This window comes from Rhizobium sp. Leaf341, assembly GCF_001424325.1.
Classification (GTDB): domain Bacteria; phylum Pseudomonadota; class Alphaproteobacteria; order Rhizobiales; family Rhizobiaceae; genus Ferranicluibacter.
The window spans coordinates 532,787-553,973 of record NZ_LMPE01000003.1; the positions used below are offsets into that span (position 1 = coordinate 532,787).

The window sequence follows — 21,187 nt, forward strand, 5'->3', positions numbered from 1 at the left end:
CTTTTGCACCGACAAGTCTTTGATGATACTGAGCGATCACACCGCTTTGAGACGGTATCAAAGCGCTTTGGTGGGAGTTGGAGGATGGTCGTCAATCTCAGGCAGCTTGCGGAGATGCTCGGCCTGTCGCAGACGACGGTCAGCCGGGCGCTGAACGGCTATCCCGAGGTCAATGCGGAAACGCGCGAGCGCGTGTTGAAGGCCGTTCATGACACCGGATATCGGCCAAACCGGGCTGCGCAGAGGCTTGCGACCGGGCGTGCGGCCTCGATCGGGCTCGTGATGACGGTCGCGCCCGATATCGACGCCGACGTTCACTTCAGCGCCTTCCTGACCGGTCTCGGCGAGGCCTCGGTTCGCCACGATTTTCACTTCGTGATCAATCCGAGCGCCCCGGAAGACGAAGAGACGACCTTTCGCCGACTGGCGGCCAGCGGCAATGTCGACGCCCTGTTCATCGCCTCTGTCCGCCGGGACGATCCGAGGATCGACATGCTGCGGTCGCTGCCCATCCCCTACCTTGTGCATGGTCGGGCCATCGGCCAGGGCGACGATTATCCCTTTCTCGACATCGATAACGAAGGTGCGTTCTACGAGGCGACGCAGCTGCTGATCGCGCTCGGGCATCGCCGCATCGCGCTGATCAACGGGCAGGAGCATCTGACCTTCGCCATGCGCCGGAAGGCCGGCATGCTCGCCGCTCTCACGGAAGCCGGCCTGGAAACCGACGACGTCCTGATCGCCCATGATTTCATGACGGATGAATATGGGTTTCGGGCAACGACCGCGTTCCTGGCCGATGCACGCCCGCCGACGGCCATTCTCTGCTCGAGCACGGTGATGGCGCTGGGCGTCGTCAGGGCGCTGACCCGCGCCGGGCTGAAGGTCGGCGACGACGTCTCGCTGATCGCGCATGACGACGTGCTGCCGCTTCTCAAGCCGGAACATTTCAACGTTCCGCTGACCACGACGCAATCGTCGCTCCGGGCAGCCGGCGCGCGCATTGCCGAGCGTCTGATCACCCATGTGCTCAATCCGGCGGACGCGCTGGAGCGCGAAGTCTGGCAGGCGGAGCTGATCCTGCGCGATTCGACCAAGCCTGCGCCACGCCGCTAAGATCTCTCGTCGGGTCGGGTCGGGTCGGGTTGGCTCGAACTTCGGATCTCCGGCGCGTTCTTATCGAGGCGTCAGAACGTCGGCGCGACAACGCCTGCCGCGCGGTGGGCGGCGATGACGGTATTGGCCATCAGCATGGCGATGGTCATCGGGCCAACGCCGCCCGGGACCGGCGTGATGGTCGCGGCGACATCCTTGCATTCGGCGAAGGCGACGTCGCCGACGAGACGGGTCTTGCCCTCCCCGCGCTCGGGTGCCGCAATGCGATTGATGCCGACGTCGATGACAGTCGCGCCCGGCTTGACCCAATCAGCCTTGACCATTTCCGGACGCCCGACCGCAGCAACGAGGATATCGGCATTGCGGCAGACGGACGGCAGATCCTTCGTGCGGGAGTGCGCGACGGTCACGGTTGCGTTGGCAGCCAGCAGCAGTGCCGCCATGGGCTTGCCGAACAGGTTCGAGCGGCCGATGACGACCGCGTTCAGGCCCGAGAGATCGTCTCCGTGGGTCTGCCGCACGAACACCATGGCCCCTGCCGGCGTGCAGGACACGAGACCGCCCTTCACGTCGCCCGTTGCAAGCTTGCCGGCATTGACGACGTTCAATCCATCCACGTCCTTTTCCGGCCTGATCGACTGGATGATGGCGTCGGCGTCGAAGTGCCCCGGAAGCGGCAGCTGCACGAGAATGCCGTGGATCGACGGATCGGCATTGAGGCGATCGACGATGGCCGCGAGATCGTCCTGGCGCGTCTCTTCCGGCAGCGTGTGCTGAACCGAGACAAAGCCGCACTCCTTGGCCATGCGGCTTTTCGAAGAGACATAGGTGTGGCTTGCCGGATCGTTGCCGACGATGACGACGGCAAGGCCTGTCTTGATGCCACGGCTTTCTTCCAACGCGCGCGCCGCGGTCTTGACCCGGTCGAGAACGGAGGCGGCTACGGTCTTTCCATCGATAACGGTGCTCATCAGTCCCTCGCGCATATGGTTCGTGCTGAGGGATATACAGCGCGGAAACGCCGGTTGATCGCCTCAATGCGTCCTAAGCCGTTCTTCGCGAGGATTTCAAGGTCGTGCTCGGGCCTCCTGGGAAGATCGCGCTCCGGTGCACCGCTTTTTTAGCGAAGGCGCGCGCGTTTCCCGGAGCGGGCGCGAAGACGCGCCCTACAGCGATGTGAGCCGACGCACCGGCTCGGAGCGCACCGGCTCGGACCGCACGATCTGCGGCCCGGCAAATTTCCGCCAGAGGATGAACCGCAGGAAGACAGGGATGCCGATGACGTAACGCTTCCACAGCCGCTGCGGCTCGATCGTCATGCGATAGAGCCATTCCAGCCGCATGCGGCGGATGGATTCAGGCGCGCGCGGCACTTCGCCGGCGACGAAGTCGAACAGGGCCCCTACACCCAGCACGAGACGGGCATGCCCCGGGCCGACGTGGCGGTCGATCCACTTTTCCTGGCGCGGGGTGCCCATGGCGATCAGCAGGATGTCCGGCTTTGCCTCGCGCACCTTCGCCATCACGGCATCCGACTCCGACGCGTCGAAATAGCCGTCCGAAACCGGAAGAAAGGTGTGCCAGGGCGTGTGTCTCGCGAAATTCTCGGCTGCCCGTTGCAGCACGTCGGATCGCGCACCGACCATGGCGACGCGTCGCGGCGTCCGCATATAGGTCAGCATCGCCGGGACGAAATCAGTGCCGTTCAGATTGGCGGGAAAGGGCTTGCCGTGAAAGATCTTGGAGGCGATGTCGATGCCGTGCCCGTCGGGGAACACGACGTGGCGGTCGAGGATCGCGCGGTAGTCCGGATCCGTCATCATGTAGTTCGCATTATTGGCATTCAGAAAAGAGATGATCGTCTGTCCGATCGGCAGCGACGCGACTTCGTCCACGAAGGTGAAGGCTTCCTCCCATCCGAAATCGCAGACAGCAAGGTCGAGAATATCGCGTTGGGACGGCTGAAGCGAAACAGGCGGAAAATATTTCATGCGGCAATCCTCCATCAGGAGCATCACGCACGCACGGCATCGTCCCTCATTCGCCTGTTACGGCCTCCATACGCCGCCGCTTTGTGCGACGTTAACGGAGCGAACGCGAACATTTCCCGGTGCCTGTGCGGTCACGATCCTCGGATCAATGACCGGCACCATAGCAACGCGGTCTGAAATCGCGTTTAAACCATTCTATCAAAAGCATTTTTGCGGATTAAGATTTTGCTTACGAAATTTCTAGATGAATCCCGCTTTCCACAACCTGAAAATGCAGCATGGTGACGCTCGTGAAAGAACGATTAACTCTTTCGTCACCCTCTCGGTCAGGAACTCTGTTGAGAATAGCAGAGCCCCCTTGAATTTTACGTCCTCAGTGGCCGGCCGCTATCTTTTCGGCGGCGCCCGGAATGACGTCGTGCGCGGTATCGCCGTTGCGATCGACGATCGCCACGGGCTCCGGCTGCTTGCGGCCCTCGGGGTTGGCCACGCGCGCCACGTCCGTTTTGGAAAGATATTCGAGCTGTTCGACCAGGACCTCGAAGACGACCTCGTTCTTCATCTGCTCGTTCAGGCCCGTCTTCACGGCGGACTTGAAGTTCGCGAGATCGAAGGAGTTCTTGTCCTCGACATTGATCAGCTGCTTGCCGACCAGGATATCGAACAGCGCGTTGGTGACGGTCTCCTTGAAGGGCACCTGCAAGGTCTTCACCTTCGTCTTGTCGACAGCAAAGGAAAGCTTTGTCAGGAAGTAGCCCTGAACGCCGCCGTTGCGCAGCACGGGAACCGTGATCATCTCGCCCGGGAGATATTCCTGGACGGCCAGTCGCGCCTGCTCCTCACTGGATTCCACCGGTGCGGAAGCGTGACGCATCGAGAGATAGACCGATCCGAGTGTAATGCCCGCGACCCAGACGCCGGTGAGGAGAAGCTTGAGCATTACATCGCGCCGTAACGGAACTGTTCCTCGGAGTAGATGCCGTCGGCATCCGCATCCTGCGCCGCAGCCTTCAGAAGCTCGACCACGGAACGGCACGCATCGAGATGGGCCTCGACCTTCTCGGAATTGGCCGCAAGCTTGTTGCGGATATGCTTTGCCTGCGACACATAGGACGGTGTCGCGTCGGCCGGCGTTTCCTTGCGGCTGAGCATCGTCAGCTCGTAGAGGCACCGGCTCTTGCGCAGGTTGGAAGCCTTGAGGTCGAAGGTCGGATCGACGCCGATACGGGCGTTCTCATTGTCGAGGATCATCTCGAGCCGACCCAGAATACTGCGGATCCGCACGTCGCCCGAAGCTTGAATTTCCATAAAACGTCTCCCGTCTTGGCACGGCGTCCGGTTGAACGTCGCCGCTCACCGTGCCGCCTGCATTCCTGATTGTCCGCGCGTCTCGACGCCCGGGGCCAGCCCCTTGCCGTCGCGTGCGGACCACAAACCTCGCCCGGCGCCGGTGCATGTCATGATGCCCGCCCCCGGTTTGCGACACCCGCCCCTATCGGGCCAGGCGTCCAGTCAGTCCTTGCCATCCGTCGTCGACAGAGCTTCGCTTGCCCGGAAGCCATCCAGCGCCTTGCGCTGGTATTCCTGCACCATGCTCTGGGCCATGTTGGCGCTGTTGCCGTCGAGTTGCGCGCTGACGCGGTTGGTCATGCTCGTGCCGCCGGCGCCATCGGCCACCATGCTGGCGGCGATCCCGACCCCGTTGCCCTTTGCCATGACGTTGCCGATCTGCTCGGCCATCATGCTCTTCCAGATGTCGCCGGCCGTCCCCTTGCCGTAAACGTCCTCGCTGTTGCTCGGCATCATCGACTTGACGAAATTCTGGAGCACCATCGCTTCGAATTTCCGGTAGGTTTCCGGCACCTTCTTCGGCTCGGCGCGATTGTCGATGTTGCCAAGGCCCGAACCGGCCGGGCTCTGGTTGAGAACCGCAACCGTGTTGGCAAAGCCGTTGCCGGTTTCCGCAAGGCTCGAGGCGCGGAACGCGGCCCGGCTGGACTGCAAACGCGCCTGTGCTTCCTTGACCTGCGTCGGATCCGCCGCGCGCAGGACATCCATCACCAGATCGGTCGGAGGAGAAATGGCCATCCGGTTGCTTCCTTCGTCACGCCGCCCGCCCCTCTGGAAGGTGCGAAAACCGGCCATGAAAATCCGTATCGGGGGTTGAACGGGCGGTGAAAGCCGCGCCCAGCCGACCGGGACACTATGAGGGGTCAAGCTTACCGGAAGCTGGCGCGCCCAGCATGACGTGCTGGTCGATCAGATCGTAGATCGCATCGTCTGCCGCGGCCCGCTCTTCGAGGGCGCGGGCGTCCTTCATGTGCTCGGCCAGCCTGTCGCCTTTTGCCCGCTCTTTCAGCACGCGCGCCTCGTGCACCTGCTGGATGCCCTCGAGCATCTGGTCCTTCTGCGCCAGCCGGCCGAGCTGCGAGGCGTAATGGCCCGAGAACATGGCATGAAGCGGCTTGGCCGAGCCCATGGCGTCTGCCACGACATCGATCGTGGTCGCCAGTTCCCGACGCTGTCGCGCGGTTTCGGAAAGTTCGTTCTCCGCCATCTGCTCGAGATGACGCTGGACGGCAACGAGACGTCTCAGCTTGTCGGAACGGTTCTCGGCCATGGCTATATCCCCTGCATGACGACGGCAAACCCATCGGCAAACAGTCGCAGCATGGCGGCAATGCCGAGATAAAGCAGGAACATGCCGCCCATGATGAGATAGGGCGCCGAAATGAAGTAAAGCGGCATCTGCGGCGCCAGCTTGTTGACCATGCCCAGCGCGACGTTGAAGAGCAGGCCGTAGATGATGAACGGGCTCGACAGGCGCAGCATGATCATGAAGGTCATTTCCAGCGCATTCGTCATCGTGATCAGGATGCCCTGCGGATCAAATCCGACACCGAGCGGCATGGCCTTGTAGCTGTCGAAGATGGACTCGAAGATCACATGATGGAAATCCAGCATGAAGAGCACCATGAGCCCGCCGAACGAGATCAGGTTCGTCACCTGGTTTTCCGCGGTGTCTTCGAGAACGTCGCTCGCGGGCGGCGCCGTGAAGCCGATCATCATCGTGAGCACGGAGCCGACGAACTGGAGGCCCAGCGCATAATAGCGGGCGATCAGGCCGATCACGCTGCCGATGACGACTTCGGTGGTGATGATGTAGATGTAGGTATGCCCCTTGCCGGAGATCTGCGGGTAGATGTCGTCCCACATGATCGGCAGGATCGCCATGGAGATCGCGACGGCTGTAAACAGGCGGATCTGCACGGAGACCCGTGCCGAGGAAAAACCCGGCATGACCATGATGCAGGCGCCGATCCGGCAAAACGCCGCAAACAGCGCGAGCACCGTGCCCTCCGGGTCCGTTATCATGAAATGGAGCCGATGATCTTGATCTCGAGCCCCTTTGCAAGCTCGACATGGCTGAGGACCGGCAGCGTGGCAAACAAGCGTTCGATGATCATGCGCACATAAGAGCGGGATTCGGGCGAAGATACCAGCACGAACGGCATGCCGCGGTCGAGATGCTCGCGGATGACGCGCGTCGCCTCTTCGCTGAACTCTTCGAGATGGCGCGGATCGATATCGAACTCGACGATATCGCCCTTCGCATCCCGCTTGAGCGCCTGATGGAACACCATGTCCCACTTGTTGCCGAGACGCAGGACGCGTAGCGTGCCGTTGTCGGACAGATCGCCGCAGAGCTGCTGCGACATGCGGACGCGGACATGTTCGACGATGTGCTCGGTCTTGCGCACATGCGGAGCGAGCTCGGCCACCGCTTCCAGGATCAGGTGCAGGTTGCGGATGGAGACCCGCTCGGCCAGCAGCAGCTTCAGCACGGCCTGCAGGCCCGAATAGGACATGTGCGAGGTGCAGATCTCGTCGGCGAGCTTGCGGTATTCCGGGTCGAGACGCTCGATGAGGATCTTGACGTCCTTGTAGGAGAGCAGTTGTGGCAGGTTGTTGCGAATGACTTCCGACAGATGCGTCAGAACGACGGAAACGTTGTCGATCGGGTGGAAGCCCTCGCGTTTCAGGTCTTCGGTAAAGGTTTCCAGGATCGACACGGCAGGCATGCCGAAGGCGGGTTCCCGGATGTCGTCGCCCGGAACGGTCGGGCGACGGCCGCCGCCGGTGACCACGATGACCTCCCCGACGCGCACCGTGTTCGACGCGATCGTCGTTCCGTGCACGCGGATATGATAGGCCTTGTCGGGCACGGCGATATCGTCGGACACCTTGATCTCGGGGACGATGAGCCCGTACTGGCTGGCGAACTTGCGGCGCATCTTGCCGACGCGGAAGGCGAGCTCCTGGTGGGCGCCAAGCAGGCGCGTGGAGACCTGCTTGCCGAGCAGCAGCTCGATTTCCGCGGTCTTGAGAACAGACTTGACGCTGTCCTTCTCGCTGTCCTTCACCTGCGCTGCCGTCTGCAGATCCTGCTCGCGCTTCAGCTGGCTGGCGGCTGCGGCCCGGCGCGGGATGATGTAGGCCATGGCGGCCATGCCGACGGCAAGCGTGGCGAAGGGAATGAAGGGCAGACCCGGAATGATGGCCAGCATGGCCAGCAGGCCGGCCGCGACCATCAGCGCGCGGGGGTAGTTGCTGAGCTGGCCGACGACTGCCTGGTCGGTCGAGCCGGATGTGCCGCCGCGCGAGACGAGAAGGCCTGCCGCCAGAGAGACGATCAGGGCCGGAATCTGCGACACGAGACCGTCGCCGACGGAGAGCTTGACGAACACGTCGGCTGCTTCGCCGATCGACATGCCGTGGCGGAAATAGCCAATGATGATGCCGCCGAACACATTGATGCCGGTGATGAGGAGGCCGGCGACCGCATCGCCGCGCACGAACTTCGACGCACCGTCCATGGAGCCGAAGAACGAGCTTTCCTCTTCGAGCTCGCGCCGGCGATGCTGCGCCTCCTTCTCGTTGATCAGGCCGGCGGACAGATCGGCATCGATCGACATCTGCTTGCCCGGAATGGCATCGAGGGTGAAGCGGGCGCCGACTTCCGCGATACGCGTGGCGCCCTTGGTGATGACGATGAAGTTTACCGTGATCAGGATCAGGAAGACGATCAGACCGATGACGAAATCGCCGGACATCACCAGGCTCGCAAAGCCCGCGATGACGCTGCCCGCAGCATCGTGCCCCTGGTGCCCATGCGACAGGATCACGCGGGTCGTCGCGATGTTGAGCGCGAGGCGGATCATGGTGGAGATCAGCAGGATGACCGGAAAGGACGAGAAATCGAGCGGCCGCTGGATCCAGAGCGACACCATCAGGATGAGAATGGAGAAGGCGATGGAGAAGGCCAGGCCCATGTCGATCAGGAAGGGCGGGATCGGCAGGAAAAGGATCGACAGGATCGAAACGATACCAAGCGCGAAGCCGATATCGCGCCCTTTCGGGGCGATCTTGGGAATGACAATTGCAGGAGGTTGTGCCATCGGAATGTCCGTCTCGTCATGAGAGGCGGGCGACATTCATACCTGTCGCCCCATATGACGACCGTTCTAGGCGCTCAAGCTTGCGTGGGGATGGCTCGCGATCGGACCGCGCCGCTGCGCGACGGCAGCGTGCAGGCCCTGAAACCGATCAGAATCCGGTCTGAATGCGCGAAAAGACGATATCGGTGAAGATCGAGACCTGCGAGCCGATAAACGGCGCGGCGATCGCGACGGTCACGAGAACCGCGAGGATCTTCGGAACGAAGGTCAGCGTCATTTCCTGCACCTGCGTCAGTGCCTGGATGAGGGCGACAACGAGGCCGACGATCATCGCGGCGAGGACGGGCGGGCCAGACGCCACGATCACCGTCCACATCGCCGTCTGAACCATGTCGAGAGCGTCGGCCTCATTCATTGCAACATCACTTCGCGACGGAGAATCGGGCGATGTCCGCCCGACACGGCTGCTTGCCGAGACGTTTACTTTACCGAAACGCCGGGACCGATGGCAAGCTTGCTTCCGTTTTCGAGGAGCGCCACGATTCCGTCGGAATAGAGCGTGACCTCCTTGACGACGCCGGTCGTCTTGCCGTCCGCGCTCGTCACCGTCTTGCCGATGACGGCATTGGCTTCCGAGAGCGAGGTGCGCTGCAGCAGGCTTTCCAGATTGGTGTTGGTCTGGATGGTCTGCTCGACCTGCGAGAAGGTCGCCAGCTGGGCGATCTGCTGCGTGCTGTCCATCGGCTGCGTCGGATCCTGATTCTTCATCTGGGCAACGAGCAGTTTCAGAAAGCTGTCATAGTTGAGATTGGCCTTGCTGGACGCACTGGCTGCATCCTTGGCCGTCGTATTCGGGGTGCTGGTCGGGCTCGGGGCGGCTGTCGCGCCAATCAGACTGCCTAACGCCATGGTGCGATCTCCTTGCGGATATGTTCGATCATGGCGGGTGCCATCTCCTGTGCGTTGAGGATCTTGTCCTCGATCGGATAGAGGCCACGGATCGCCTTCAGGGCGTCGAAGGCGCGTCCCTGCATGACGAGAGCGTCGATGCGCTTCAGCTCCGACAGGATCTCGTCGTTCTTGAAGCAGTTGAGCAGCATGACGATCGACTTGCGGAACATGATCGTCGACTGCTCGGCGCCTTCCGGATTGATCAGGATCATCTGGGCGATGAAATAGAGCTGACGCAGCGGGGTGGTCGCATCCTCCGGCTGGAGGACGTGGTTTTCGAGCAGAAAGGTGACATCGTTCAGAAACTCGACGGCAACCTTGCGATCGACCCGCAGAACGGCGCCATTCACAAAGATCCGTTCGCCCGACTTCAGCGAGATGCGCAGTGTGCTTTTCATTTCAGTCCATCCCTGATGATGGTTGTGATGTCGATGATGCCCTGGAAGTTCGAGGATTCGCGTTTGCGGATCTTCTCGGTCTCGCTCAAAATCCAGATGGCGATGGAGATGAGGTTGGCGCGCAGCGACTCGTCCAGCTGGTTGTCGGGTGCGCGCAGGTCCTCGATGAAACGGATCCAGAGACGCCGCGTGTAATAGACCGCCTCGATCGCCTCCCGCGAGTATCCCTTCTGCCGGGCAGCAGATGCGAGCAGCGCTATCGAACGGTCGAGGACCTGTCGCTCACGATCCTTGGAGTCGACAACGCCGTCCTCCATGATCTCGGCATACGAAAACTGATACATTCAGACATCCCTCATGTTTGTCTAAGCCTCTTCGCATCAGAGGAAATTGATCAAGCTCAGCTGCTGCATCCGCGACGTGAGTGTGTAGGACGTCTCGATCTGCGTCATCAGGGCCTTCATCCGCGTGGTGGCCTCATAGGGGTCGACCCCTTCGAGATCGCTGACGTGCGTGGTGAGCAGCTTCGTCTGCGAGTCCAGCAGCGTGTTGGCCTTGGTGACGCGCCCCTCGGAGGTGCCCAGATCGCTGCCCATGCTGATCATGCCGGAGATGGCCTGCTGGGTGTAGTTCTGTGCCTTCTGGTTGGCGACCAGGCGGGCTTCGCTCGTCAGGTCCGCCGCGATGAGCTCGGAGGCGAGGACGGAGGCGAGCACCATCTTGCGCACGCCGGCCTCGTTGGCATTGGTGTTCGAGGACACGACCTCGGAGCCGGAAATGCGGCTCTGGACGTTGTTGTCCGATGCCTTCGACCAGTCCGTCCGCCACTGATCGGGAACGGCCTTTTCGCCGGCACTGGTGTCGCCGACATAGAGAGGCACGATCTTGCGATCGATGAAGTCCTGCATCTGCGCGCCCGTCAGATCCTTGAGGGTCGCAACCGGATTGTTGGCCGGATTGCCGTTGTTTTCCAGCTTGTAGCTCTCGAACGCGTCCTTGAAGGTCTGCTGGGCTGCCGCGTTCTCGGCATAGGGGGTCAGCGGACGGGCGTCGGAATTGATACCCGACAGGAGGTACTCGCCGTTCGACTGGGAGTTCGCCGCAACGAAGAATGCATTGAATGTCGAGACGACCGCCGTCTTCGTGTTGCCGAGGCGGGACATGTCTTCCACGCCCATGGCGCCGACCAGGGTCGTGTTCATTTCCTCGCCGGCCTTGCGCATGGATTCGACGGCCAACTGGGACGTCGACAGGCGCTGGGTCACGAGAGCATTGGTATCCTTGATGTTGGTCAGACGCTGCAGCTCATCCTTGAGGCTGACCAGACGCGAAGCACTGGAACCGAGCGATGCGCCGGGATCGGCGTGGATGCCGGTCGTTGCCTCCTGCTGAAGCTTCACGACGTCCTGCTGGCCGCGCTGGACGCTGAGCCGCATGGCGTTTTGAACCGCCAGGTTGGAAATGAATGACGTCTTCATCTTATCTCACCATGTCCAGCAGGGATTTGAGCATTTCGTCCACGGTGGTCATCAGCTTTGCCGACGCCTTGTAGGACTGCTCGAGGTCGAGCATGAGCGACAGCTCCTCGTCGAGACTGACACCGGTCTCGTTGCTGAGTGTCTGCGAGGTCTGGGCCAGCATGGCGCTCTTGGTCTCGTCGGCCGAGGTTGCCGCCTTGCGCAGCTGCTCGATCCAGCCGATCGAGCTCGAGGAATACGACATGAGCGTTGCGGTGCTACCGATATCGGCGGTCGCGTCGAAGGCCTGCGGTTTTCCCATTTCCTCGATAAGGCCGTTGAGGCGACCGGTATAGGCCGCGACATTCGCCGTATTGTAGGTGTAGTTCGTCGAGGTCGACGTGTTGTTGAACCCGCCGTCGCGCAACAGCATCGGATTGTTTTCGATCGCCGCGTTGAGCTTGATGCGTCCGGCGAGCCCGGTCGAGATCTTTCCCGATGCCGGCATGTCGGTGCTGTCGCCGTCGAGGAAAAGTCCCGGCAATCCGGGTTCGCGGTTCTCCACGGCGATTGTCTGGTCGGTTTCGCGGAAGGCGACGATCAGTCCGCGCGCGATTTCGTCGAGCTGATTCTGCATCATCGGCGCGACATCGTCGCGAAGCTGGAACAGAGCCGCCAGACTGCCCTGCGCCGTCGTGTTTCCGCCCTTGCCGGGCTTCAGCTCTTCATTGTCGACCTCGACGTGAAACGGCGGAGACCCGCTGCCGTCCTTGCCGACAAGTTCCACCTTCCGTGCCGATGTTTCAAACAGCACGCTCCCGTCGCTCGTGTAGATGACGGTATCCATGCTGGCGCGGGTGGTGGTCGAGATCCCGACGATGTCGGCGATCGACTTCAGGAGCGAGTCCCGCTTGTCGAGCGCGTCGCCCGCATCCTTGCCGTTCGCGATCAGAGAGACGACGGCATTGTTGGTCTTTTCGAAAGCCGCCAGGTAGTCGTTGAGCTGGCCGACCTGCTCGCTGATTTCCTTGTCCGTTGTCGCCTTGACCTCTTCGATCACCCTCGATGCGGAGTTCAGGGAGTTTGCAACGTCCCGTGCTTCCGAAACGGCGGATCTGGCAATGGTGATGCTGCTCGGAGACGCGGCAAGCGTCTGAAGGCTGCTGCGGAAGGAGGTCATGTAGGTCGCCGGCGCGGTCGGATAATCCGCGCCGCCGAAGGCAGACTGAATCTGCTGCAGGCCGTAGAGCAGTCTCGACTGACCCGAATTGTCCGAGATGCTGGCAATGTTCTGCTTGAACAGCGCCTCGTTCTGGGCTCGCTGCACCTTGAGGAAGGGCTGGCCGTCGGTGTCTACACCCATCATGGCGAGACGACGCGCGTAGTCGGCATTGCCGACATTCGCGATGTTCTGCGATACGACGGCCGTCTGCTTGCCCGTATTGCTGAAGATCGTCTGAGCCGTGGTGATGGCGGAAGCGAGAGACATGACGGAGTCCGTCCTTTTCTAGATCAGCGCTTGAGGTTGACCAGGACGTCCAGAAGGTCTGCACCTGTCTGGAACACCTTGGAATTGGCGGTGTAGCTGCGCTGGGATTCGATCATCGACGTCAGTTCGTCGGCGATATCGACGTTGGAGCTTTCGAGAGCGTTGGTCTGGATCCCGCCGAACTGGCCCGTTCCCGCATAGCCGAGCGACACTTCGCCGGACGCGGAACCCGCCAGATAGACGTTGCCGGCCTGCGGCTCGAGATTGTTGATGCTCTGGACCGATGCGAGCGCGAGGCGGTAGCGCGGATCCAGGTCATTGTTGGCGTATCGGACGTAGACGATGCCTTCGTCGTCGATCTCGAAGCCGGCGACGGCGCTCGGCGCATTGCCGTTCTTCGTCCCGGGCACCGGCGTGAAGGCGGCGCCGAGCTGCGTCGTGTTGGACATGTCGATCTCGATCGATTCCAGCGTGGCGCCCGCAACGGGCAGCGACGTCGTCGTCAGCGTCAGCGGCGTCGAGGTCAGCGTGCCCTTGTCATCGAACGTCATGGCCGCCGTTCCGATCTGCGTGCCGCTGGCGCGGTCCGTCACATCGGCGCGCCACGTGTTGGTGGCCGTCTTGGTATAGGCGATGTCGAGGAGCCGCGTGTTGCCCTGCGTGTCGAAGACCTGGATGGAGGTCTGCGCTGCGGGAGCATTGTCGACCGTCCGCATGTCGAGGTTGGCGCCGAAAGCGACCTTCGTCGTCCCCGTGGCCACGAGGCCGCCTGCCTGGAGATTGATGTTCGTCAGGCCGCCGAAACCGTTCGCAACGGCGGTCGGCGCTTTGCCGTTCTCGTAGGCATAGCCCTGAAGGTTGTAGCCGGCCGCATTGACCAGATTGCCCTTGTCGTCCTTGGTGAAGGCGCCGGCGCGGGTCATGAAGGACTTACCAGCAGCATCGGAAACGACGAAGAAACCTTCGCCCTTGATGCGCAGGTCGGAGCCGGAGGTCGTGGAGGTCGTTGCGCCCTCATCGTCGATGCTGCGACGGATCTTCGTCTCCACGCCGCCCGAATTGTAGCTGCCACCGGTGGTCGGCAGGATCAGCGAGGAGAATTCCGTCGAGCTGCGCTTGTAGCCGGTGGTGCTGGCATTCGCGATGTTCTCCGCGACGGTGCTCAAGCGGTTGGCCTGGGCGTTCATGCCGGATCCGCCGGTCCGCATCATTCCGTAGAGACTCATGTCCGATCCTCGTTTCGTTCGTCCTGCAGACACTAGGAAGCAAGCCTTGCGTGAACCTGTTCAGGCTGTCCGCCCGGGCGGTCGAGCGACAGATTGCGTCTACTTTCTTTTAATGAAACCAAGAGCTTGAAACGGAAAGGGAGCCATGGCGTCTCCCGATTGCGAACCCTCGTCGTTCGCTTTCGAAAGACCCCATGGCTCCCATTGGAAACCGGGGCAGACGGTGGAGGCTCAGCTCCAGTCGATGCAGTAACCCAGGAAGCGCTTGCTATCGATCGGATCGAAGCCGAGCTTCTTGCGCAGCTTCTTGCGCAGCTTGCTGATGTGGCTTTCCACAACGTTCTCTTCGACGTCCTCGTCGAAGATGCCATAGATCGCGTTGAAGATCTGCGACTTGGAGACGCGACGGCCGCGGTTTGCGACCAGATATTCCAGGATGCGACGCTCGCGGCGCGGCAGGGCGAAGGTGTCGCCTTCGATTTCGGGATCGCGGCCGTCGGAGAAGACGCGGATCGCACCGATATCGGTGTAGTTCGAGAGGGACTTCAGGCGGCGGCGGATCGCAGCAGCACGGGCCAGAATTTCACGCGGATGGACCGGCTTGCGCACGACATCGTCGACACCGCAGTCGAAGAAAGCGAGCGTGGCTTCCAGCGACGGGGTGTCGCTGATGGCGATGACCGGTGCCGTGGAACGATCGCGGATGGCTCGGGGAAGGGTCATCGCCCGTTCGCCCTGACCGATCAGGAAGGCTTCGACAGCGTCGATATCGCTGTCGGCGGCGGTGGAAACCCAGTCGCCGAATTCCTTGGGATCAAACCCAGTGGAGGGTACGCCTTCCCGTCCGAAGAGAGAAGTATACCCGTCTTTTACAAGTTCACGTTCATCAACCACTACGATCATTCGTCCGCTCCGAATCAGTATGGTGTTTTCCAATACGTCATTGGTACGAATCGTGGCGCCTCGTCACAATTAGAGGGTTTTGGTGGGTAGAAATGGTACTAGCTGCGGGGTCTTGAGCCGATTTGATCAATATGTAGTGGTTCATTTCGATACGGCATCTATAAATCCTGTGGAAAGGTTAACGCGTGTTAATGAAGCCCATTGCACGCGCCGCAATTCCGTCAAAAAATTTTCGCCCAGCTACTGCAAGAAGTGAGGGATTTGAAATCGCATAGGTTGTCGTGGTCGGCGTCTTATTGACAAAAGGACGCGGCGTTCGGGGTCCAGTTTCCGTAGCCTGTCGCAACCAGATTGGCGATTACCCGACAGACATATTGCTTCTGTGCCGGATCGTTGTTGGGCCCGGCATGGTACCGGGCGACGGCCATGGTCCAGGTCTCGTGTCGCGCATGCAGGTTTGCTAGGAAGCGGGCTGCATATTCGACGTTTGCACGCGGGTCGAGCATGGCCTCGGGCGACGCGAAATTCTCCCCGTGGAACCGATAATTGATCTGCATGCAGCCGAGGTCGATCAGCCTTGCTCCCTCCGCCCTTGCGGCTTCGAACCGCTGCAGGACCTCGGCCGCGCTCGACGCAAAGACCGCCTTGCCGTCGATGTTCATGGCATAGGGCTGCAGCGATCCCTTGCGGCCCGTCTCGGTCAGCCCCACCGAGTAGAGAATGCCCTCGGGGATGCCGTATCTGGCCGCTGCGGCGATGATCTGTCTCTCGCACAAGCCCGAACCCGACCCGACACTGGATCCAGGGGCGGCGTCCGCCGAGATCGGAGCGCTAGAAGTAAAGCTCGTCAGAAGAGCCAGGCTGAGCCGTCGCAGACGCTTCGCGAAGGGTATCCTGTCTCGTCCGCCCGTCATCCGCATTCCGCTGTCCTGCGCCATTTCGGCCTTCTCCGCCATTGCCGGCCGCAAGGCCGCTCTGGGTGTCCCGTCCGTTGTGCGACGGCTGCTGCTGATTGCCTTGCGGCTGGGAGGAGCCGTCATTTCCGCCTGCGCTGTCGGAGCCCGTGAAGATCACGTTGACCTGATCGACCTGGAAGCCCTGCGCGCGGAGCGCCTTGATCATCGCGTCCTGATCGTCGCTCAGCTGGCGGTAGGCCTCGCCGGTCCGGACACGGAGATCGATCTGCAGCTCGTCGTCGCGAAGCCGCAGCGTCGCGGTGACGAGGCCAAGGTCGATCGGATGCATCTGGATCTTGAGGGTGTTCACGACCTTGCCGGTCCCGCCCTGGGCTCCCGAAAGGCCTGTATTGGCTTGCAGCGACTGCGTCGCGTCACCATTGCCGGTGATGGCCGCGGCCACGGCCTGGGCATTCGCCGTCATGGGCAGCGCATTGCCGAGCGTCGGGGCGATGCCGAGATAGCGCCGGGCGTCCAGCACGGTCACGGTCTCAGCCTTGGAAGCGGCCTGCTCGCCCGCCGCTGCGGGCAATGTCCGCTCCGCGTCCGGTCGAAGCGTCATCGGCACGACCTTGCCATCTGCACGCGCGAAGCGGAACACCTGGTCGGTGCCTTCGGTCGACGTCGGCATGCCCGATGGCGGCGCGTCCGTGGCCGGCATCGGCAGATTGGTCCGGGTGCCCGCAAGCTTCGCGCTCCGCGTCCCGGTCTCGGCGGCCACGGGTTCGTCTCGAGCAGGTGCATCCTGGGCGGTGGCTGCCTTTACCGGACCGAGAATGGCCATCAGGCTGCGAAGATCGGCATCCGGCGACGGTGCCGCAGCCGCGGCAATCGCGGCCGGGTCCGTTGCGTCGGGTTGCGTCTCTTTCAGGGGGCGCTCCTCTGCGCCCTGCACCTTTGCCTCGTGAAGCATCCGCGCATCGACGGCCGCGGGCGCATCGACATCCTCTTCCGACGATGTGGCCGTCAACGCGGCCCCGGTCGACGGCATTCCGCCGGACTTTGCCTCCGCGGCTCGGACCGCCGACAGCGCCGCGGCCGGCAGCTGGAACCTCGACGGGCGGAGGGTCTCATCGACCGCGATCGACGGCATGGCATGGGAAGCTGCTGACCCGTCTCGCGTGGTCGCGTGCGTCGCCTGCAAGCTATCCACGCTTGCGGCGGGATCCGCCGCTGGTGATCCCTCGGGGACGCCTTCAAGAACGATCTGGCCGCTTGCGCGCGCTGCAAGCTCCGCCGCGGTCTTGCCACCGCTCAAGGGCTCGACGCCTGCCTTCGCACCGCCGTCGGCCTTGATCGCCTTCAGGGCCAGCGTGGCGGACAGCGTGGCCGTTGCCGAGAGCCTCGCCGGCGACCCGGGCGCGGTTCCGAGAGCGGTGTGGGCACTTTTCTCATCGGCCGCTGCGGTCGACGCTCCTGCGCGCGGCTCTTTCCGGATCCCGGTGTTTTCGGCCGATGTCACGGGCTCGGATCTCTCCAGCGGATCGGCGGCCTGAGTGCTAGGCGCGTCCGTTGCTGCCTCGGCCTCCCGCCCATGCTTCAGATCGGCAAATGTCTTGCGAAAAGCGGCGCCACCTTCGGCATCGTCGTGCCGGTTCTTGACGGTGGAAACGCTGGCACGGGCCGTCCTGGCTGCCGGCAGCGCTTCATCAAGCGAATTCATCCTACTTATCCTCCCGAAGCAGAGCGTCGATCTCGCCCAGCTTGTTCTTTCCGCTCGTCAGAAATGTCGCCAGCGCCGGGTCGGCAGCCGCGGCTTCCGAGGCTGCGGCCGTCTCAGCCGCCGGCTTTTCCGCCATCTGCGATGGGGCTGGTGCCGCAGGCGCTGCGAAAGGGCTGTCCTTGCTGCCGGATCCCGAAAGGGCTTCGGGAGACAATGTCTGTAAGGGTTGTGTATCAGTGTGAGCTTGTGCTGAACTGGCGACCGGCGTTTCCACGGGCGCAACAGGCGCACGCAGGACCTCCCGCGCGACCGCCTGCGCGGCTTCCCTCAGGCTGCGGTCGCGCGCCGAGAGTTCGACATCGGGAATGGACTCGATGTCCTTGACGGCCTCGAGAATGCCGGTCGTCGGGACATCCACGAGGTTCGAGTAGAAGCTCGCGAGGGCGTTGGGCTCGGCATCCCCCGGTGCTGACAGTGCGGCGGCCCGCTCGGACGCGAGTTTCGTCAAGGGCTTCAGCCCTGCAATCGCGGCGTTGCGCGCGAGACGCAGGAAGACCTCGCGCTGGCGGGGCTTGTCCATGAAGGACAGGATCTCCTCGATCCTGTCGCGTGTCGCATCGCCGTAGCTCGCCACCGCAAGCTCCACGAACGTATCGGCGAACTGCCCCGCATAGGGCGATGTCATGAACCGACGCGTATAGGCGAGCGAATAGCGCAATGCCTCGTCGACCTTGCCCGCATGCGTGGTGATCGTCAGCGACCGCCGGAGCGCGGCCTCCTCGATATTCGTGCCCGGCGCGACCAGACGGGCCCAGTCGTATGCCTTCACGGCCTTGCGCGGATCCTGCTGGGCGACCGCATTGCCATAGACCAGGAAGAGGTAGGGGCCGATCGGCGCGTTCTTGTATTCCTCGATCGTCTTCGACAGCGTTTCCACGATCAGACCGCCCTTGCCGTTCAGATAGTGGCCAAGAGAGTCCGTGATGCGGTTGTCGAAATTGCCGTCGATGTCGCGGCTGGCGAGATAGGCGAGCGTCTTCGGATTGCCGCCGCTCATCGCATAGATCAAGGCCGCATCGACATTGCGCGGATCGGCAAAGACACTGCGATCGGCGGCCATCAGCCGCTTGTCGATGGCCCCCAGCATGAACTGCTGCATGTCGGCAGACGACAGATCGCCATGGACGATGCTGTCCTGCACGTGCTGGAGCGAGCGGATCATCTTGTAGGGCGGAAGATTTTCATCCTTCTCCCCGGCTGCCTGGGCGTGCGACAGCAGCGCCAGCCAGGCGACCGATGCGCACGCGCCGATGGCGAGGGAACGGAGGGCCTTGATCATGGCTCGGCCTGGTTTGTCTGGATGAGAATCTCGATGCGCCGGTTGGCAGCGGCATTCGGATCGTTGGGAACCTGCAGGCGGCGATCGGCAAAGCCGCTGATCTGGCTGACGCGGTCTTCGGCAAGGCCGCCATGGATCAGCATGTAATAGGCGCTCTGCGCCCGATCGGACGAAAGGCGCCAATTGTCATAGCCGCCGGACTTGTACTGCCGCCCGTCGGTATGACCGCGGATGGCGATCGCGCCGGGGCGGGCCGAGAGCAGCTTGCCGATCTTTTCCATGGCGAGAACGGTCTCGCGCTGTGGAACGGCGGAGCCGAGGCCGAACATCGGGGTATCGCTCTGCTCGCTGATCGAGACGAGCAGGCCACCCTCCGTCGGCGTTACCAGAAGACCTTCGGCAAGCTTGCCGGCTGCGCCCCCGATTTCCTTCTCGATCGCCTGTTTGAGTTCGGTCGCCGCCTTGGTTTCGGCCACAGAGGGCGCGGGGTTCGGCGTCGCCGGGTCGTTTGCGGCGACCTTGGCATCGCCCTTGGCCTCGCTCTTGCCGTCTCCGACATTCTCTGCCGCGCCGTTGCCGGACTTGTCGCCGGTCGTCGACCCCGCCTTGCTCACCTTTTCCAGCTCGACCTGCTTGGCCCAGAAATCCGGATCGAACGGGTCACGATAGGCTTCGCCGCCGGAGGCGCCGGTGGACGGCCCCGAGGTGGAGGCCCCGCCATCGCCCTTGGAGCTGATATTGGCTTCGCGTCCGACCTCGTTGGCGATTTCGGAGAGGACGGAATAGGGATTCTCGAAGAAGTCGGCGTCGGAATACTTCGTTTCCTCGCCGGAGGTCGCAGACTCGTCCTCTCCGGATTTCGCCGACCCGCCGCTTTTCGGCTGGCTGCCATCGACCTGGGACCGCGCCTGCGTTTCTTCGCCCTTGGCGTCCTTGGCCGGCTGCTTGACGCCCTTTTCCGACGGTTCCTGCTGCGTCAGCTGGACCGGGTTGAAATAGGAGGCAATGGCGGCCTTCGTCTTCGGGTTGGATGCGTTGATGAGCCACATGACCAGAAAGAAGGCCATCATGGCGGTCATGAAGTCGGCATAGGCAATCTTCCAGGCGCCGCCGTGATGACCGCCATGCGCGGCCGCGTGCCGCTTGATGATGATGATTTCGTTCTTGCCGTGATGGCTGTTGCTCTCGCTCATGCTATCACTTTCCGCACGGTGTCAGCCCAGGCCGACAGCCGGGTCATCAGGATCGAATCGCCGAATTCGGCGGAGAGGTCGATGTCGTCGGTCTCGACATGCCGGAAGGTCACCTCCGTGCCCGAGAGGCGCGTCTCGAGCGCCTCGAACATCCGGGCCGGCCCGCGCACCGTGATCTTCACGGCTTCGCCATCGATGGAATGGCGGATGGCGGCGGCGAGCGATTCCACGGCCTTGTCGGCCAATGTTTCCTGCAGGATCGGCGCAAGAACCTGGGCGGTCTGCTCGCAGATCATGCCGGCAAGCAGAGAGCCGATTTCGCTGAAGCGTTGATGGATCATGGCGGCGGCCTGGTTTTCCAGCCGCTCGCGGATGGCTTCGCACTCGGCCTCATGCTCGGCGCGCAGGGCGGCGATCTCGGCCTGATGGCGGGCGCGCATCTCCATTTCGGCATGCTCGCGGCCGCGTCCATAGGCGCTCTGCCGTTCCGCCTCGATATCGATGACCGGCTCCGGGGGTGCCTTGACCAGAGGGCGCGTGTCCCGCGAGATCGGCTCTTCGATCTCCGGAAAATAGGTCTTGGGCACGCGCGTCAGGTCCACCTTCGGCGTGCTGAAATCCTTGAGATATCGGGAAAGCGGGGCCGTCATCGTTGCGTCTCCGGCATCGCGCGTCTCGCATCGAGGACCAGCGGTTTGCGGGCGGGGGACAACAGGCTTTCGGGGCCGAAACAACGGGTCATGGGCACGTCCGACCGTCTCCTTCTGGGCCCGTGCCATTCTGGCGGAGCCCGGACATCTCGTTGAGCAGACAGGCGGAACGATATCCGGAAGGCTGCAAGCGGCAGTGCAAGGACAGAATGCACCGGCGACCCGTCCCGCGATCTGCGGGATCTTCTGTCCGAGGGAGCGCCCAAGAAAAAGGCGCGCGCCGGAGACGGGGCTGCGAGAAGAGACTAGCGGGTCAAACTTGTGCGAGGGTTGAAGGGTGTTGGACCGCGTTCGGGCAATAACGCGGTCCAACCGATCCACCGAAGCCGATGACCG

At 62.6% G+C, this 21,187-nt stretch carries 22 protein-coding genes; 1 reads left to right on the forward strand and 21 read right to left on the reverse strand.

Annotation, left to right across the window (positions count from 1 at the left end):
* The first annotated feature begins 84 nt into the window (after positions 1 to 84).
* Positions 85 to 1,116 (forward strand): LacI family DNA-binding transcriptional regulator, encoded by a 1,032-nt coding sequence (locus tag ASG03_RS04105; protein ID WP_062470215.1) that lies wholly within the window; start codon positions 85 to 87, stop codon positions 1,114 to 1,116.
* A 71-nt stretch (positions 1,117 to 1,187) separates the two neighbouring features.
* Here the strand turns inward: ASG03_RS04105 and folD are convergent, their stop codons facing one another.
* The 21 genes from folD to ASG03_RS04210 all read right to left on the reverse strand — a co-directional run bounded on the left by folD (position 1,188) and on the right by ASG03_RS04210 (position 20,791).
* A complete protein-coding gene (gene folD / locus ASG03_RS04110; protein ID WP_062693035.1) occupies positions 1,188 to 2,087 on the reverse strand; it encodes a bifunctional methylenetetrahydrofolate dehydrogenase/methenyltetrahydrofolate cyclohydrolase FolD in 900 nt (299 codons plus the stop codon).
* Between the two features lie 195 nt (positions 2,088 to 2,282).
* On the reverse strand, positions 2,283 to 3,107 hold the full coding sequence (locus ASG03_RS04115) for a WecB/TagA/CpsF family glycosyltransferase (RefSeq protein ID WP_062472236.1): 825 nt from the start codon (positions 3,105 to 3,107) through the stop codon (positions 2,283 to 2,285).
* 373 nt (positions 3,108 to 3,480) lie between these two features.
* Positions 3,481 to 4,047 (reverse strand): hypothetical protein, encoded by a 567-nt coding sequence (locus tag ASG03_RS04120; RefSeq protein WP_062692404.1) that lies wholly within the window; start codon positions 4,045 to 4,047, stop codon positions 3,481 to 3,483.
* Positions 4,047 to 4,415, reverse strand: a complete 369-nt coding sequence (locus ASG03_RS04125) for a hypothetical protein (RefSeq protein WP_062470222.1) — start codon at positions 4,413 to 4,415, stop codon at positions 4,047 to 4,049. The genes ASG03_RS04120 and ASG03_RS04125 overlap by 1 nt, the downstream gene beginning before the upstream one ends.
* 204 nt (positions 4,416 to 4,619) lie before the next feature.
* Complete coding sequence (locus ASG03_RS04130; RefSeq protein WP_062692406.1) at positions 4,620 to 5,195, reverse strand: rod-binding protein; 576 nt, start codon at positions 5,193 to 5,195, stop codon at positions 4,620 to 4,622.
* 115 nt (positions 5,196 to 5,310) lie between these two features.
* Positions 5,311 to 5,727: a hypothetical protein gene (locus ASG03_RS04135; protein WP_062692408.1), complete on the reverse strand. Its 417-nt coding sequence runs from the start codon at positions 5,725 to 5,727 to the stop codon at positions 5,311 to 5,313.
* Positions 5,728 to 5,729: 2 nt separating this feature from the next.
* A complete protein-coding gene (fliR, locus tag ASG03_RS04140) occupies positions 5,730 to 6,482 on the reverse strand; it encodes a flagellar biosynthetic protein FliR (RefSeq protein WP_062470233.1) in 753 nt (250 codons plus the stop codon).
* Complete coding sequence (gene flhA, locus ASG03_RS04145; RefSeq protein ID WP_062472239.1) at positions 6,479 to 8,566, reverse strand: flagellar biosynthesis protein FlhA; 2,088 nt, start codon at positions 8,564 to 8,566, stop codon at positions 6,479 to 6,481. The genes fliR and flhA overlap by 4 nt, the downstream gene beginning before the upstream one ends.
* A 148-nt stretch (positions 8,567 to 8,714) precedes the next feature.
* Positions 8,715 to 8,981: a flagellar biosynthesis protein FliQ gene (fliQ, locus tag ASG03_RS04150; protein ID WP_062470235.1), complete on the reverse strand. Its 267-nt coding sequence runs from the start codon at positions 8,979 to 8,981 to the stop codon at positions 8,715 to 8,717.
* A gap of 65 nt (positions 8,982 to 9,046) precedes the next feature.
* Positions 9,047 to 9,475 carry a flagellar hook assembly protein FlgD gene (gene flgD, locus ASG03_RS04155; RefSeq protein WP_062470238.1) on the reverse strand — a complete coding sequence of 143 codons (429 nt, stop codon included), beginning with the start codon at positions 9,473 to 9,475 and terminating at the stop codon, positions 9,047 to 9,049.
* Positions 9,466 to 9,915 (reverse strand): flagellar biosynthesis repressor FlbT, encoded by a 450-nt coding sequence (flbT, locus tag ASG03_RS04160; protein ID WP_062470241.1) that lies wholly within the window; start codon positions 9,913 to 9,915, stop codon positions 9,466 to 9,468. Before flbT ends, flgD begins: the two co-directional genes overlap by 10 nt.
* The gene (gene flaF, locus ASG03_RS04165) at positions 9,912 to 10,259 is read right to left on the reverse strand and encodes a flagellar biosynthesis regulator FlaF (RefSeq protein WP_062470246.1); all 348 of its coding nucleotides are present in this window, start codon (positions 10,257 to 10,259) and stop codon (positions 9,912 to 9,914) included. The genes flbT and flaF overlap by 4 nt, the downstream gene beginning before the upstream one ends.
* 36 nt (positions 10,260 to 10,295) lie before the next feature.
* On the reverse strand, positions 10,296 to 11,393 hold the full coding sequence (locus ASG03_RS04170) for a flagellar hook-associated family protein (RefSeq protein ID WP_062470249.1): 1,098 nt from the start codon (positions 11,391 to 11,393) through the stop codon (positions 10,296 to 10,298).
* A 1-nt stretch (position 11,394) separates the two neighbouring features.
* Positions 11,395 to 12,861: a flagellar hook-associated protein FlgK gene (gene flgK, locus ASG03_RS04175; protein ID WP_062692410.1), complete on the reverse strand. Its 1,467-nt coding sequence runs from the start codon at positions 12,859 to 12,861 to the stop codon at positions 11,395 to 11,397.
* Positions 12,862 to 12,884: 23 nt separating this feature from the next.
* The gene (locus ASG03_RS04180; RefSeq protein WP_062692412.1) at positions 12,885 to 14,087 is read right to left on the reverse strand and encodes a flagellar hook protein FlgE; all 1,203 of its coding nucleotides are present in this window, start codon (positions 14,085 to 14,087) and stop codon (positions 12,885 to 12,887) included.
* Between the two features lie 231 nt (positions 14,088 to 14,318).
* Positions 14,319 to 14,990, reverse strand: a complete 672-nt coding sequence (rem, locus tag ASG03_RS04185; protein ID WP_062470258.1) for a transcriptional activator Rem — start codon at positions 14,988 to 14,990, stop codon at positions 14,319 to 14,321.
* Positions 14,991 to 15,283: 293 nt separating this feature from the next.
* Positions 15,284 to 15,904, reverse strand: coding sequence for a transglycosylase SLT domain-containing protein (locus ASG03_RS04190; protein ID WP_082475588.1), 621 nt, complete (start codon positions 15,902 to 15,904; stop codon positions 15,284 to 15,286).
* The gene (locus tag ASG03_RS04195) at positions 15,822 to 17,609 is read right to left on the reverse strand and encodes a flagellar hook-length control protein FliK (RefSeq protein ID WP_062470262.1); all 1,788 of its coding nucleotides are present in this window, start codon (positions 17,607 to 17,609) and stop codon (positions 15,822 to 15,824) included. The genes ASG03_RS04190 and ASG03_RS04195 overlap by 83 nt, the downstream gene beginning before the upstream one ends.
* Before the next feature lies 1 nt (position 17,610).
* Positions 17,611 to 18,948 (reverse strand): chemotaxis protein MotC, encoded by a 1,338-nt coding sequence (gene motC / locus ASG03_RS04200; RefSeq protein ID WP_062470265.1) that lies wholly within the window; start codon positions 18,946 to 18,948, stop codon positions 17,611 to 17,613.
* Positions 18,945 to 20,141, reverse strand: a complete 1,197-nt coding sequence (locus ASG03_RS04205) for a flagellar motor protein MotB (RefSeq protein WP_062470269.1) — start codon at positions 20,139 to 20,141, stop codon at positions 18,945 to 18,947. The genes motC and ASG03_RS04205 overlap by 4 nt, the downstream gene beginning before the upstream one ends.
* A complete protein-coding gene (locus tag ASG03_RS04210; protein ID WP_062470272.1) occupies positions 20,138 to 20,791 on the reverse strand; it encodes a hypothetical protein in 654 nt (217 codons plus the stop codon). The genes ASG03_RS04205 and ASG03_RS04210 overlap by 4 nt, the downstream gene beginning before the upstream one ends.
* Between the last annotated feature and the right edge of the window lie 396 nt (positions 20,792 to 21,187).